The organism is Wenzhouxiangella marina, assembly GCF_001187785.1.
GTDB lineage: Bacteria > Pseudomonadota > Gammaproteobacteria > Xanthomonadales > Wenzhouxiangellaceae > Wenzhouxiangella > Wenzhouxiangella marina.
Window position 1 is genome coordinate 1,284,502 of sequence record NZ_CP012154.1, and the last position, 15,028, is coordinate 1,299,529.

Genomic DNA, 15,028 nt, shown 5'->3' on the forward strand with positions numbered 1-15,028 from the left:
CTTGATTGCGCTGGGCGGGTCGCTCGCTTTCGGGGTGCTCTTGTCGATGCCAGCGATTGGAATTGCCTGGGGTTCTGAATCCGGTGCCCCGGAGTCGTTGCCTGCGATTCAACCTCTGTGCGATCGCTGCCCAACGATGGTTCGTATCGAAGGCGGTGACTTTCTGATGGGCAGCCCAAACGACGAGCCCCAAAGCTTCGAGAACGAGGGTCCGCAACATCCGGTCTCGGTCCGCACGTTCGAGATTTCCCGGACTGAGATCACCTTCGACCAATGGAATTTCTGTGTCGAGCGCGGCGGTTGTTCGCATCGGCCGGGGGATCGAGGATGGGGGCAGGGCGATCGGCCGGTGATTGATGTCCATCGGGCGGATGTGCAGGAGTACATCGATTGGTTTAGCGAGTTCACCGGCGATTCCTATCGTCTGCCGAGTGAGGCGGAGTGGGAATACGCGGCCCGAGCAGGCACCACTGGGCGATTCAATACGGGTGACTGCATCGATTCGGGGCAGGCCAATTTCAAGGCCAGCCAGCCAGCTGAAGGCTGTGCCGCTGGCGAATACCGGAGGCAGACCCTGCCTGTGGGCAGCTTCGAGCCCAATGCCTTTGGCCTGTTCGATATGCACGGCAACGTGCGAGAGTGGGTGGCTGACTGCTGGAACGAGCGCTACGAGGGTGCGTCGGTCAGTGGTGAGCCCTGGATGTCCGGGGATTGCAGCCAGGGCGTCGTCCGCGGTGGTGCCTGGGTGTATACAGGAGACGAACTGCGCAGTGCCCACCGTTCGAGGCTCCGGCGGCAGCAACGCGATAACTACACGGGCTTCCGCATTGCCAGGAGCCTGGGATTGTGGGAGCGCTGCCCGCTGCCGGAAGACCTGAACGCTTCCACCCTCCGAATTTACTTCCCCCTCGGGTCGGAGTTCGTTGCCCTGCTGCCCTCGGCGCTCGTCGAGGAGGACTGTGTACAGCGGGATTTGCTCCGTGCCCGATTGGACGATGACAATGCGGCAGCCGTTCGAGCGGTATTGTCCGAATCGCCGATGGGGCCGGCGCTCATCGCGCTGGTGTTTTCCCCATGGCAGGCGCATACGGTGGTCGAAACGATGACCCGGGTTCGGGCGGTCGATTCGGCAGCGCTCTGGGAGCTGGTGATTCCTGAAATCTTCCAGCTGCCTGACCTTGACCCGGCGGACTTTCCCACGCTGGCCGGTCTGGCGCCGTCCGATCCCACCCTTGCGCTCGCGTATCTGCAGAATTTCGCGCGCCGGACCCGAGGGGCGGTCTGGTTTCGGGCGAGTTCGGATTTGATCAAGGAAGCGCCTCGAGTGGTGGTCGAGCGCGATCCAGATGAGGCGGAGCTGGAAGTCGACCTTGCTGCGCTGGAAGGATGGCTGGATCGGCAGTCAAGCGAGTTCCTGGATGCCTTCATTGCGCGCCTGGATCGCGAGAATCGGGCTGGATTGCCCGCCCTTGTATCTCCCGAGTCCCTAACGGAGGAGGGCTACCTGCGCGTCTATCGTTCCGCGCTGGAGGAGTCCGTATCCGTCCCCGAGAACTGGCGGCAGCATTTCCTCGACAATCTGTCGGAATGGATCGTCCAGGCCCTCCCTGCGGCGCTGACTGGGCCGGAATTGTGGAGTGAGACCGCCTTGCGCCAGCTCGACTCGGGTGGGCCCAATCTGGCCTTGATCGCGATGATCCTGGAGCAGCTACCGATGGACGATCTGGAGTTGGCGATGGAGCGCATGGCGGCATCGTCGGCAACGGGCGTGCAACGAATGGGATTGTTGATCGGTCTCCTGCGAGGGCCTTCCGCCGATCGGCTCGACCGCGTGCTGGCGGAAGTCATGGAGGCGGAGACCCTGGCACTGGTGATCCGGCCGCAGGGCTTTTGGGGTGTGCTGTCAGCGGTCGTGCAGGACGACCCGGAATCGAGCGGCCTGCAGTCCGTGCTGGCGGCGTCTGCCTGCGAAGATATTGACGTACTTATGGAGCGATTTGGCCGTGCGTATCCCGAAGCAGCGCCGCCGGCCTTGCTGGCTGCTCGGGCAGAAGCGTGCGCTCGCTAGTAGCTGTGCGCACTAGAACCAGATCGAACAGTGTGGACTGGCGCTGGCGTCGATGCGCACTCGGCGCAGCTCGGCCAGGCGATCGCCGAGGCCTAGCTCCTCCGGTGCGCCCCAGCCGAACAAGGACCGCAGTGGTGATCGAGTCTGGCGGTAGTAGTCGCAGAGAAAGGGCTGCCAGATCTCGTTGTCCTTCTGGGCCAGGTCCTGCATCGCAAAGCGGCGCTCGGGATAGCCACTGCGCTGAATGGCGTCGATCAGGGCCACGATGGCCGCCGGCTGCGCTGACCAGGCGAGCAGGCTCTTGGCCTGGTCATCGAGGGTTCCTAGTGAGGCCTTGTGGCGCTGAATGAAGAGTTCAACAGCGGAGTTGTGACCGGCCATGAGCAGTTCGGACAGGATTGACAGGGCGATGCGGTCATCGCCGCTGTTCCGGGCCAGGGTCAACCAGGCCTCGGGGGAGATGGCCTCTCGCTCGAGGGATTGGGCGACCAGATCCGTCAGGCGATCACCGGGTTCGGACCAGCAGGAAGCGGGAAGGGCCAGGGCCGCAGTCGGCGCTCGGTAGGTCTGCAGAATGACCTCGCGCCTGCCATGCAGTAACGCGTCGCAGTCGGCTTCTTCCGCGCTTCGGATGCAGGCTGATGTGAAACCCAGCGGGTCGGGAGCGCTGCAATCGACCCATGCCATGTCGAGCGGGCTTGAGCGATTGCAGGCAGACAGGAACAGCAGGGCAATGATTGGCAGGGCGGTTTGAAATCGAATCATTGGGCAAGTCGTCCTGTGGCTACTCCGGATTGTTCATGGCCTGGGGGCGTCGCAGCCAGTCAGGTCATGAATAATCCGGGGAATCGCGGCAACGCGGAGGAAATGATGACACAGAATCGGAGCCGGCCGAATTCGAGCGCCTTCGCTCCTGCACGATCGAACTTGCGGCTGGCGTCTCTGTTGCTGTTTCTCGTGCTTGGAGGCTGCCAACCCCGGCCGATCGACTGGCAGCAGGATGTTTACATCTGGCAGCGCAACTGGAGCGAATCGATTGCGCAGTCGATCGGCGGCCTCAGTCGGGAGATCGGGCGCCATCGCGTGCTGGTCGCGCAGTGGGGGGCAGGGCAGCCCGACTTCCATCTCGATCTGGCGGGGGTGATGGCGACCTTGTCCGGTCGCGACATGGTCCCGGTGCTCAGGCTTGACGGGACCCGTCTGCCCGTCAGTCCGCAGCAGGCTCTCGATTCTGCGGTTGAAATCGTCGCGGTTCTGCGCCGGGCGGGTGTCCGGGTATCGGCGCTGGAAATCGACCATGACACGGCGACTGCGGCGGTCGGTGATTACGCGGACTGGCTTGCCGAGCTGCGCCGTCGGCTCCCGGTGGATCTGGATCTATGGATCACGGCATTGCCGGACTGGCGCCATTCGCCGGACATCGAGCGGTTGCTCGGTGCGGTCGACGTCTACACGCTTCAGGTCCATGCCGTCGATGCCAGTCACGATGGACTGATGGATCAGGCGGTGGCGCGCGACTGGGTTCGGGCGTTCTCCATGCGCTTCGAGACGCCGTTTTTCGTGGCGCTACCCACCTATCAGCTGCGAGCCGGTCTGGAATCGGATGGCAGCCTGCGCTTTCTGGAGGCCGAAGCGGCCGTCCCCGCTCGCGCCGCCAACGAGCGTTGGCTGTTCATGCCGCCTCAGGCTCTGGGGCGCTGGATATCCGAGTTGCGGCAGGAATCACTTCCGAATCTGCGTGGCCTGGCCTGGTTCAGGTTGCCCAGCGAGCGAGACCGGGCCAATCTCGGCATCGAGACCCTGAATGCCCTGATCGAAGGGCAGGAAGTCGTGGTCGAGATGGATTTGATCGCCCGCCCGGTTCGTGAGGGTGGCCGAACCTATGATCTGGCCTGGATCAACCATGGGCCACACGATGGGGCCTGGCCCCATGAAGCCACCTTGCCTGCCGGATGTGGCGCCGGACAGGGTGCAAACGGTTTCGAGATGGATGCCCGCTCGGGCCGCCTGGCGCATGACCAGCCGGGGCTGTTGCGGGTCGGCGAGCAAATCGGTGCGGGCTGGGTCCGCTGTACAGAAGGATGGGAGGCGTTGGATGAACAAGAAGACTGAATGGACCGTTCAAGTCGCAATCGCAGTGGTCTGCTGGCTGGTCACGGCTTCCGTGGGCCTGGCCTGCGGGCCCTACTACGGATCGGGCCTGCTGCAGGACCGCGAGCGAGCCTTGCTCTCTCTCGAGGATGGCAGCTTCGCCGCTGAAGCACCGTTGCTGGTGCCGCCGCCCGAAGGCTTGCCCAGGGAGGCGGAGACGATCGAACGGGAAGCACTCGATCGGCGCTGGCTATCGGCTGAACAGCGGGTCCTGGTGACTCGTCTGCGCGAGCTCGAGTCCGCTGAACAAGCCTATGCGCAGGGTGATGCTCTACCCGAAGCAATTCGAGCCTACACGGCTGGCGCAGTCGCCTGGTATGCCGACGATCTTCCTGCGGCCAAGCACTGGTTCACCCGGGCGGCGGAACAGTCACCCGCATCGAACGACCCCTGGCCCCTGATGGGCGAATACATGCTCGCGCGCGTCAACAAACAGCTGCTGATCTGGCCTGCGGAGCGCTGGGATTTCGATGATGAAGCGGCCTTGGCCGAGCGTCAGGCTCTGGCAGAAGCTGCCGTGGCCGGCTTCGAGCGCGTCCGGGATCGTGTCCGCGCCGGTGAAATCGATCCCCTGGGTCTGAGTGTCGGTAGCCTGGGCGAGCAGGCGGGCGTCCACGACGAGCTTGGCCAGCTTCAGGAACAGATCCTGCTCTACGCTCAGCAGGCGGCGCTGGGGAGCCACGCGGGTCGTACGTCCTTGCTTTTTCTGGCGCGTTGGATACGCATCGGCCCGGATCGGCTCGATGAGGCATTGGCAACTGACGTCGGCCTGGATCTGATGGTGTTGTTCGCCTACACGCATTTCCCATCGCGGGTGGGGCCGAACTCCTCCGAGACCTGGCGTGCCTACAGCGATTTCGGTATGGGGCGGCCGGGCCCGGGCAGTCTGCAAACGGTCGATGTGCTGGCGCGCATCCTGGACCGTGTCGAGGCGCTGCCGGCCGAGCAATGGCCCGCCACCGATCGCCTGGCCGCCCTGCTGTACCGGCAGGGGCATTACGACTGGGCCGAGCGGGCGGTGGCCGGCGCCGATGGCCCGCTGGCCGACTGGGTTCGTGCCAAACTGTCTTTGCGCGCCGATCGCCCCGAGCAGGCGGCCGAGTATTTCCAGCTCGCCATGCGTGGCTTCGAGGGCGTCCAGTGGGATCGAAACAGTTTCCACCAACGGCACGCAGATCCGTCCTGTCTGATTGCCGCCGAGGCCGGTTTGCTGGCCCTCAGTCGCGACGAACTGACCAGCGGCTTCGAGCTGATGGTCGCGGCAGGCCCGCGCAACTGGCTGGACGCGGCCTACCTGGCGGAGTATGTGCTGACCCTCGATGAGCTTCAGGCGGCCGTGGACAGGATGCCGGCACCGAGCGTCGATTTCGATGAAGCAGACCCCGAAGCGGAGTTCGACCCCGACTGGCCCTTCTACGGCACACCGGCACGCGATGTCCACACCGCCGCGCACTATCTGCTGGCCCGACGCTTGATGCGCGAAGGGCGCTACGAGGAGGCGATCGGATATTTTCCGTGGGCCGTTTCGCGTGAGCACGCCCAGCGCTACGCCGAGCTGATGACACCCGTGTCGGGGGAGAGCGAGCTCCAGCGTGCACAGCGCCTGTTCGAGGCCGCTCGCATGACCCGCTTGTACGGTCTGCGCCTGCTGGGTTGGGAGACCGAGCCGGATTATGCGGCCTATGGGGCCAACTTCCGTCTCGACACCGGTGTCGCCGAAGTGCTGTCCACCTTCGAAGATCCGGCCCAGCGCGCCTGGATGGCACAACGCGAGATCGAGGGCGTGGAAAGCGGTCGCATCCGCATGGGCGAGCGCTACAGCTATCGATACGCCGCCTCGGAACTGGCCGATCAGGCGGCCGACCATCTCCCTCCGGAATCGGAAACCTTCGCGGCCGTGCTCTGCCACGCCACGCGCTGGTTGCTGCTCCGAAATTCCGAGGTCGCGCTCCGCTACTACCGCCGCTATCGCGAAGAGGGACAGCCGGTCGAATGGCAGGACCGGTTCGGCCAGGACTGCCCCGAGCCTGATTGGGGTTGATCAATCCGATTTTCACCCCTGGCAATGACTGGTCGCTTCATTGGTGAAACTCAGCCGGCTCACCCAATTGGGGGTGGTGATGGTTCCCTTGCCGGGTCAGGATTGCTTCTCGACCGCCGATCAGGCGTGCGAGTGAGGCTCCGTCGGCCCCAAAGGCTCGATGGCTCGCTTGTGCCTGGCTCGGGCTGCGTATCTCGAAGCATGTTGGAATCGAAGGAGCGGAAGGGGAATGACGATGTTTGGACTGAAAGACCTGACCAGAGCATTGGTGGTAGCGATCTGTCTGGTTGCGCTTTCCGGCTGTGCGGCCGTGGGCGCGACCTTGAACTTCATCGCCGAAGTGGGTGAATGCTATGCCGGGGTGGATTGCGTAATGGATGATGGCGGTTTCGACGGAGTGACCAGTGATGACGGTTCCTCCGCGGCCTACTATCAATCAGCCTATGGCTCCGGCAATCAGAGCTCCAGCTCAGGAGGCGCGCCATTGAACTGCCCGGCGGGGACCCGAAAGTGCTGCAGTGTCGGGCGGGGCTGCTATTGCGGGCGTTGTACCGCGAGTCAGTAGCGGGCAGGCCGAAGATGGAAGTGCTTCGGTAGTGCATGGCCGGCCTCGGTCCCGGCGCGGCTGCAGTGGTTCGCTGCTTTCAGTCAAATTCTGTTAACTAGCGTTCTGCTCAGCCGCGCTTGCTTGAATTCAAGCGCTACGGATCCATCACAGCGCGCCTCCAGTACTCGGGCCAGAATCTGTGGCGCCGAGCAAAGCGTGAAAAGAGCGCCTTCCTCTAGCGATTCTCCGGATCCGCTGACCGCCGTGATGTCTGCTTGCGCCGATGCAACGCTTCGAGCCCGGAGCTGATCTTCCTTCAGCCATTTGCCTTCGAAGCACAGGCCGAAATTGGTTTCGATCAGAAAGAAGTCCTCTTGTTTCGGATCCTTGGCGTCGGCCCGGTAGACGCGGCACGGCTCCCAGAACAGGCCGTTGAACCATTCGTGGTCGCAGTCGCCTTCGGATGGCGTCGACTGGCTGGGGTCGTAGGTGATCATGCTCGCCGGACCGGTGCCGGCAAAGTTGCATCGTCCGCCATAGGACTCGAGAAAGGCTTGGGGATCGTCGAGGAATCCTTTCAGGCCTGCCTGGGTGCCGACAGCGCGATCATAGAGTGCCAGCAAGGCCCGCTGCGAGAAGTTCAGGGGTTCGTCTGAATTCAGTCGCGCCAGCGGATCGGCCTCGTCGTCGAACTGCACCAATGCGTTGAGGTTCTGAAGTGCCTTCGTGTAGGCCAGCAAGGGCGGCGAGCTAGCCCAGTCAGGGTTGTCGAGGCTGCGGGCGGTGGTTCGCGTGGGTTCGGTCGGGTCCAGCCAGGCGCGGCCCTGGGGGTCGATCCAGATATCCGTGGCGGCGGTGGAGGTGCCCGCCAGTTGCTCGTGGACGAGCAGCGAGCGAAGCTGGACCATCCGTTGGTCTCGCGGGGGAAGATGCACCAGTGGTTGGAAATCGCTTTCGTAGGTCAGCAGGATCTGCTGTCTTGCCGGTTCGAACAAGCCGCCGGTCGGCATCAATTCGGCGAGCAAGCCGGGACGGCGCTCGGTTCTGCGGATTTCGTTGAAGAGCTCCTGACCCAGCATCGCTCGAGGCAGACCAAGCGGGTCGGACAGGCGACCGAAGTATCGTTGGCCGCCCTTGCTCAGCCTGACCCAGGACCAGCGGCCAGTGTGATGGACCATTTCATCGACCGTGTACTTTCCAAGCCGCATTGGCTATGTCTCCCCGTGGTCGGTTGTGGCGTGCACTTCTTATTTGCCACTGCACTGAGCAAGCCGCGATCGGGTCGGCCGGGCTGAGCATGGCATGAGCAAATCAGCCGCCGAATTGCTCGAACAGAATCTGTTCCCAGTGTGCCACCAGAAGATCGGTCAGGTTGAGCATCTGGGGCGAGAAGAAATAGCTCCGATAGGCGAAGAAGTCGCCGCCCTCCCAGCATTCACCATGGGCGAGACAGGTCATGACGGAAAAGAACTCATCGGGCCCGCAGGGGGCACCATAGCGGCATTCCAGGGTAAGTACCGCGAGCCGGGCCACATCTGCCGCGTTGTATTCGAAGGCCACGCCGCGATCGACCGCATCGAATTCCTGCTGGATGGGTTCGACAAGCGCGTCGTAACGGTTTCCCGCCCAGAGTGCCGCAAAGAACTCGCTGACGTCATAGGGGGATTGCAGCCAGCTTCTCAAGAGTGCCTCGCGCTCTTCCATCGTGGTTGCGGCGCCGAGCAAGGCCTCCTTTGCCTCTGCCAGTTCGCTCAGGAAAAACTCGCTTGGATCGCTTGCGCCGGGAGGCTGGTTGTTACAAAGGTTTCGGATCGTGACTTCACGAAGATCGGCGGCAAACTCGGGATCGTCCTGGCGTCGGCGCGCAATGCGGTCGATGATTTGGACGGCTTCCGAGCAGGCGCCACGATACTGTTGCTGCTCGATGCCCTGCCACCACGCTTGTCGATCGGCAGCGATGGAGACCGGGAGCCTGTCCGACGGCAAGGGAGGCCGGGAAACCGCTTGGGCTCTGTGCTGGCTGGTGCGGGTTTTGCTAGCTTGGTGTGTGGCTCCGTCCGAGTTTGGTTGCTGGTTGGCCATGGGGTCGGTGACACGCACCTCAGGAGCGAAGTCGGAGGACGACCCTTCGTCTGCCAAGCGAAGCCCCACGAATGCCAGAAGGGCGACCACGAGAATACCGGTCAGTACTCGCATGCTTGATTCCTGCGCGTTGCCAACAGCCTACGTATAGCAAAAGCCAGTCAGATTGGGCAAACCATGCTCAGCCATGCCGATGGATTCAATGGCCCGGATTCTCCCGAGTGATTCGTTTCCTCGGACATGAAAAAGGGCCGCTCCAGCGGAGCGGCCCTCTGCAAGCTCAGTGCCTTTCGGGCTCGGTTCAGCCGCGCAGGCGCACGGCCAGCCAGCCGGCCATCAGCATCAACAGGGTGAATAGGGCGATCGAGCCGGTCGACAGGGTCGGGACGGCGAAGCTGGGGGCGGTCGGGCCCATGGAGCCGCGGATGAAGCTGGTGAGGACCATGGGCTCGCCGGCGCCACCGTTCGCGGCCAGGGTGAAGGGCTCGACGCCCTGCGGACCGGTGTTGATCACACCCTGGGTGTCGTAGCCGCTTGCGGCCTGGGGACCGACGATGAGCGGGTTGGTGAACAGGTTGAAATCGCCACAGCCGCCACCGATGCCCATCGGTCCCTGATCCTGGATGCAGGGGATATCGCCCCAGGCCACGCCGCCGGAAAGCGGCTGGCCGACGACCTGCGTGCCGACGCTGAGGTCCAGGGTGCCGTCGCCCGTGTCCCAGACGATCTGGGTGAAGTCCTCGAGCACGTAGGTGCCGTTGCCCACGGCGGCGCCCGAGACCGTGGCCTGGATATCGATGACCAGCGGATCCGGCAACTCCAGGAATCCGGCGAAGCCCGGGTTGGGCAGCAGGTCGAGGTCGAAAACGACGTAGCCGGTGGTCACCGCCGAGCTGGCCGGATCTTCGAAGACGAAGTCGAATCGCGCCGGCGTCTGGGCGTTGGCCATGCTGCTGAACAGCGAGGCGGCGAGAACAAGGATCGAGGCCAAGGCCCCACTGAATCGAGTCATGACTGGTCCCTCAGGGTATTGAAATCAGCGCGCATTATGACCGAATGCGAACATCATCACAAAATTGATTGAGCGGCCAATCGGCTGACGGAAGGCATAACCACGGAGGCACGAAGGACACGAAGAAAAACAAAAGGGGCTTTTCTCTCTTCTTCGTGCTCTTCGTGCCTCCGTGGTTGAAACGATTTTGACCCGATGATGGCCGCTCGCCGTATTGCTGTCTGATCTCGAAAGCCGCGTTTCAATCTCCAGCGCTCATCTCCAGGAGCAGGGCGTCGGCTTCGACGACGTCGTCGGCAGCCACGGCGATCTCTGCGACTTCCCCATCGAAGGGCGCCTTGATGGTCAGTTCCATCTTCATGGCTTCCATGATCAGCAGGGTTTCGCCTTCCGTGACCGTCGCGCCGGCCTGGGCTCGGACTTCCAGAATCTTGCCGGGCATGGGGGCGGTCAGGCGGCCTTCGCCGGCCTGGGACTCGCCGGTGGCTTCGAAGCGTTCGTGGCGGGTGATGCGGAAGCGCTGGCCACGGAGGCTGAAGTCCAGGCGCTGCGCGCCGTCGCCGAAGGCCGTCAGGCGCTCGCGGCGATCCTCGAAGCCGGCCTGGAACTGGCCCTCGCCGAGGGCTCGCAGCTGGATGTTGATCACCTGATCGCCGACGTTCGCGCGGTAGTCGCCGCCGAAGCCGGTCAGCTGCACGATCTCGCGACGGGGTCCGACCTCCAGATCGAAGCTGCGCGCGCCAGGCTCACCCAGGCGCCAGCCGTCGGGGCGGTCCCAGGGGCTGCCCTGGCTTGTCCTTTCGTCGGCATCCAGGGCCCAGAGGGCGGCGGCCAGCGCGAGATGCTGGTCGCTGACGTCGGTGGCCGGGATGATGGACGGGAGGTCGCGGTCGAGCTGACCCGTGTCGATGCTCGCTTCGGCAAAGGCCTTCGAGGCGGCCAGGGCCTGCAGGAAGCCGAGGTTGGTCGTGGGACCGGCGACGAAGGTGTTGGCCAGGGCGCCAAGCAGGCGCTGGCGAGCGGCTTCGCGATCGGGTCCGTGGACGATGAGTTTGGCGATCATCGGGTCGTAGTGCATGCTGACTTCGTCACCTTGCTCGACCCCGGTGTCGACGCGCACCGAGTCCCCGGTCGGGAAGTGCAGGCGTCGGATGCGTCCGGTGGAGGGCACGAAGCCCTGGTCCGGGTCCTCGGCGTAGAGACGCGCCTCCATGGCGTGGCCCTGGATGCGGAGCTCGTCCTGGCGCAGGGGCAGGGGCTCGCCGGCGGCCACGCGCAGCTGCCACTCGACCAGGTCTTGGTCCGTGATGCACTCGGTCACCGGATGCTCGACCTGCAGGCGGGTGTTCATTTCCAGGAAGAAGAACTCGTTCCCATCCACCAGGAATTCGACGGTGCCGGCGCCGACGTAATCGACGGCCTCGGCGGCGCGCACGGCAGCCGCCAGCAGTTCGGCCCGCAGGGTCTCGGACAGGCCGGCCGCCGGTGCCTCTTCGATGATCTTCTGGTGCCGGCGCTGGCTCGAGCAGTCGCGCTCGAACAGGTGCACCGTGTTGCCCTTCGTGTCGGCGAAGATCTGCGCTTCGATGTGGCGCGGGCGCTCCAGGTAGCGCTCCAGGATCATGCGCTCGTCGCCGAAGGCGCCGCTGGCTTCGCGACGTGCTGCGGCGAGCGCTTCGGCGAAATCCTCGGCGGATCGCACCACCCGCATGCCCTTGCCGCCGCCGCCGGCCGCGGCCTTGAGCATCAGCGGAAAGCCGACGCGTTCGGCCTCGGCCATCAGGGTGACATCGCTCTGATCGTCCCCGTGATAGCCGGGGATCAGCGGCACGCCGGCCGGCTCCATCTTCGCCTTGGCCGCCGCCTTGGATCCCATCAGGATCATGGTCTCCGGGCTGGGGCCGATCAGGGTCAGACCGGCCTCGCGCACCTGGCGGGCGAAATCGGCGTTCTCGGACAGGAAGCCATAGCCGGGGTGGATGGCCTCGGCGCCGGTCTGGCGGGCCGCATCGAGAATCCTCTCCATCACCAGATAGGACTCGCGGGCGGCGGCGGCCCCGACGTGCACGGCTTCATCGGCCATGCGCACATGGCGAGCGCCCGCGTCGGCATCGGAGTACACCGCTACCGAGCGAATCCCCAGCCGGCGGCAGGTGCGAATGATGCGGCAGGCGATCTCACCGCGATTGGCAATCAGAATCGTTTTGAACATGTCACTTTGACCGGAGTTGGTTTAACCGCAGATTTCGCAGATGGGCGCAGATTAACAGGCGCAAGAAATTGCAGGACTGGCGTCGGAATGGGACCCGTGCTTCAAAACGATCTGAACCGCATGCATGGCAAATGCCTTCACTTTCGATCTGCGTGAATCTGCGCAATCCGCGGTTCCATAAACTCGTCCAGACCGAATTCTCACGACGTCCAACCGGGCTTGCGCTTTTCGAGGAAGGCGCTGAGGCCTTCCTGGCCTTCCCTGGAAACGCGCAGGGCGGCGATCAGTTCGGAGGTCTGCAGGTCGAGTTCGTCGGCCGGGCCCTGGTGGTTGGCGACCAGGCGGATCAGTTCCTTGACGTGGCCCTGGGCGTGTGGGCCGCCGGCGAGCAGTTGCTCGAGGAGGCGGTCCACGGCGCGGTCCAGACCGTCGATGTCCGTGCACTCGGCGAGCAGGCCGATGGAAAGTGCGGTGTCGGCGCCGAAGCGCTCGCCGGTCAGCATGTAGCGACGCGCGGCACCGCGGCCGATCTTGTTCATCACGAAGGGCGCGATCGTCGCCGGCGCCAGTCCCAGTCGCACTTCGGTCAGGCCGAAGCGCGCGCTGTCCACGCCCACGGCCAGGTCGCAGCAGGAAATCAGGCCAACCCCACCCCCGAAGGCCGCGCCGTTGACGCGCGCGATCGTCGGGCAGGGCAGGCGGTCGAGCTTGCGCAGCATGGCGGCCAGGGCGCGGGCGTCGGCCCGGTTGTCGGCTTCGCTGCCCTCGGCCATGGCACGCATCCAGTTCAGATCGGCGCCTGCCGAAAAGCTGTGCCCGGCACCGGTCAGCACCAGGGCTCGCGCCTCGCGTTCGAGCAACTGATCGAAGGCCGCGCTCAACTCGGCGATCAGCTCGGCATTGAAGGCGTTGTGTACCTCGGGCCGATTCAACGTCAGCGTGGCCACACCACGCTCGTCCTTGTTCAGTGTCAGTAGATCACTCATGTTCTTCTCGTATCGATTCGGTGTCTGGAACCGCGGATTTCGCAGATTGACACAGATTGAAGAGGCAAAAACTCGATGGTCATGGCTGCGGTCAACCGCGGCAGTGCGAACGCATATGAAGTCGCCTTCCAGCCCAAAGACCTTTTCCTTTCATCTGTGCAAATCTGCGTAATCTGCGGTCGACGAATAATGCGCCTACATGCGGAAGACGCCGTAGCCGTCGCGTTCGATCGGGGCGTTGGCGGCGGCAGCCAGGGCGAGGCCAAGCACTCGGCGGGTGTCGACGGGGTCGATGATGCCGTCGTCCCAGAGCCTTGCCGTGGCGTAGTAGGGGTGGCCCTGGGTCTCGTACTGGTCGCGGATCGGGGCCTTGAAGGCCTCTTCCTCGTCCCTGGGCCAGTCTTCGCCGCGCGCTTCCATGGCGTCGCGCTTGACCGTGGCCAGCACGCTGGCGGCCTGTTCGCCGCCCATTACCGAGATGCGCGCGTTCGGCCAGGTCCACAGGAACCTGGGTTGGTAGGCGCGCCCGCACATGGCGTAGTTTCCGGCGCCGAAGGAGCCGCCGATGATCACGGTGAATTTCGGTACATGAGAGCAGGCCACGGCGGTGACCATCTTGGCGCCGTCCTTGGCGATGCCGGCCTGCTCGTACTTGCGGCCGACCATGAAGCCGGTGATGTTCTGCAGGAAGACCAGCGGGATGTTGCGCTGGTTGCAGAGCTGGATGAAGTGCGCGCCCTTCGAGGCCGACTCGGAGAACAGGATGCCGTTGTTGGCCACGATCCCGACCGGAAAACCATGGATGTGGGCGAAGCCGCAGACGAGCGTCGTGCCGTAGCGCGCCTTGAACTCGGAGAACTCCGAGCCATCGACGATGCGGGCGATGATCTCGCGCACTTCGAAGGGGTAGCGCGTGTCCGTGGGCAGGATGCCGTAGAGGTCCTCGGCCGGGTAGGCCGGTTCGGCGTAGTCGGCCAGCACCGAGCGTGGCGCCGGCGGGCGGTTCAGATGCGCCACCAGCTCGCGGGCGATGGCCAGCGCATGGGTGTCGTTCTCGGCGAAGTGATCGGCCACGCCCGACAGGCGCGTGTGCGTGTCGGCCCCGCCGAGGGTCTCGGCGTCGACTTCTTCGCCGGTGGCGGCCTTGACCAGGGGCGGGCCACCGAGAAAGATCGTGCCCTGCTCGCGCACGATGATCGCCTCGTCGCACATCGCCGGCACGTAGGCGCCGCCGGCGGTGCAGGAGCCCATCACCACCGCGATCTGCGGGATGTTCCTCGCCGACAGCCGGGCCTGGTTGTAGAAGATGCGGCCGAAGTGATCGCGATCGGGGAAGACCTCGTCCTGCAGGGGCAGGAAGGCGCCGCCGGAATCGACCAGGTACAGGCATGGCAGCCGGTTCTCCAGCGCGATCTCCTGGGCCCGGAGGTGCTTCTTGACCGTCATCGGATAATAGGTGCCGCCCTTGACCGTGGCGTCGTTGGCGACGACCACGCATTCCACGCCGCTGACGCGTCCGATGCCGGCGACCACGCCCGCGCCCGGCGCGGCATCGTCGTAGAGTCCCTTGGCGGCCAGGGGCGAGATCTCGAGAAACGGGCTACCCGGGTCGAGGAGGGTGCGAACGCGCTCCCTCGGCAGCAGTTTTCCGCGGGCTTCGTGCTTGTCGCGCGAGCGCTGCGGGCCGCCCAGGGCGGTCTGTTCCAGGGTCGCGCGCAGTTCTTCGGCCAGGCCGCGATGGTGCTGCTCGCGCTCGAGAAAATCGGCGTCCTTGCGATTGACGTGGCTGTCCAGGCGGGGCATGGGCGTTCCAGGCGATCAAAGCGCACCATTGTAGCGCGTCGGCGTCGGCCTCAGCGGGCTCCGCTCGGGCGTTGCAAGCCAGCCAGCAGCTTCTATACTGAGCGCTGGCGTGGATCAAAGGATGGC

Annotated in this window: 10 protein-coding genes; 3 read left to right on the forward strand and 7 right to left on the reverse strand. The window is 64.5% G+C overall.

Translation table 11 applies throughout. From position 1 onward, the window contains the following. The first annotated feature begins 1 nt into the window (after position 1). Positions 2 to 2,068 carry a formylglycine-generating enzyme family protein gene (locus tag WM2015_RS05435; protein ID WP_169751103.1) on the forward strand — a complete coding sequence of 689 codons (2,067 nt, stop codon included), beginning with the start codon at positions 2 to 4 and terminating at the stop codon, positions 2,066 to 2,068. Positions 2,069 to 2,080: 12 nt separating this feature from the next. Here the strand turns inward: WM2015_RS05435 and WM2015_RS05440 are convergent, their stop codons facing one another. Continuing rightward, positions 2,081 to 2,833, reverse strand: a complete 753-nt coding sequence (locus WM2015_RS05440; protein WP_049725096.1) for a hypothetical protein — start codon at positions 2,831 to 2,833, stop codon at positions 2,081 to 2,083. Between the two features lie 162 nt (positions 2,834 to 2,995). Here WM2015_RS05440 and WM2015_RS05445 point away from each other — a divergent pair, with 162 nt between their 5' ends. After that, entirely contained in the window at positions 2,996 to 4,180 is a 1,185-nt protein-coding gene (locus WM2015_RS05445) for a DUF3142 domain-containing protein (protein WP_169751104.1), read from the forward strand. Beyond that, complete coding sequence (locus WM2015_RS05450) at positions 4,164 to 6,260, forward strand: hypothetical protein (RefSeq protein ID WP_156200902.1); 2,097 nt, start codon at positions 4,164 to 4,166, stop codon at positions 6,258 to 6,260. The genes WM2015_RS05445 and WM2015_RS05450 overlap by 17 nt, the downstream gene beginning before the upstream one ends. A 648-nt stretch (positions 6,261 to 6,908) precedes the next feature. Here WM2015_RS05450 and WM2015_RS05455 read toward each other — a convergent pair. From WM2015_RS05455 to WM2015_RS05480, 6 genes are all read right to left on the reverse strand, one after another. Beyond that, positions 6,909 to 7,817, reverse strand: coding sequence for a hypothetical protein (locus WM2015_RS05455; RefSeq protein ID WP_156200904.1), 909 nt, complete (start codon positions 7,815 to 7,817; stop codon positions 6,909 to 6,911). Between the two features lie 301 nt (positions 7,818 to 8,118). Next, entirely contained in the window at positions 8,119 to 9,003 is an 885-nt protein-coding gene (locus WM2015_RS05460) for a hypothetical protein (protein ID WP_156200906.1), read from the reverse strand. 187 nt (positions 9,004 to 9,190) lie between these two features. Continuing rightward, on the reverse strand, positions 9,191 to 9,901 hold the full coding sequence (locus WM2015_RS05465) for a hypothetical protein (RefSeq protein ID WP_049725101.1): 711 nt from the start codon (positions 9,899 to 9,901) through the stop codon (positions 9,191 to 9,193). A 241-nt stretch (positions 9,902 to 10,142) separates the two neighbouring features. Beyond that, positions 10,143 to 12,113 (reverse strand): acetyl/propionyl/methylcrotonyl-CoA carboxylase subunit alpha, encoded by a 1,971-nt coding sequence (locus tag WM2015_RS05470; RefSeq protein WP_049725102.1) that lies wholly within the window; start codon positions 12,111 to 12,113, stop codon positions 10,143 to 10,145. Between the two features lie 200 nt (positions 12,114 to 12,313). Continuing rightward, on the reverse strand, positions 12,314 to 13,099 hold the full coding sequence (locus WM2015_RS05475; protein WP_049725103.1) for an enoyl-CoA hydratase-related protein: 786 nt from the start codon (positions 13,097 to 13,099) through the stop codon (positions 12,314 to 12,316). 195 nt (positions 13,100 to 13,294) lie between these two features. Then, positions 13,295 to 14,902: a carboxyl transferase domain-containing protein gene (locus WM2015_RS05480; protein WP_049725104.1), complete on the reverse strand. Its 1,608-nt coding sequence runs from the start codon at positions 14,900 to 14,902 to the stop codon at positions 13,295 to 13,297. Positions 14,903 to 15,028: the final 126 nt, after the last annotated feature.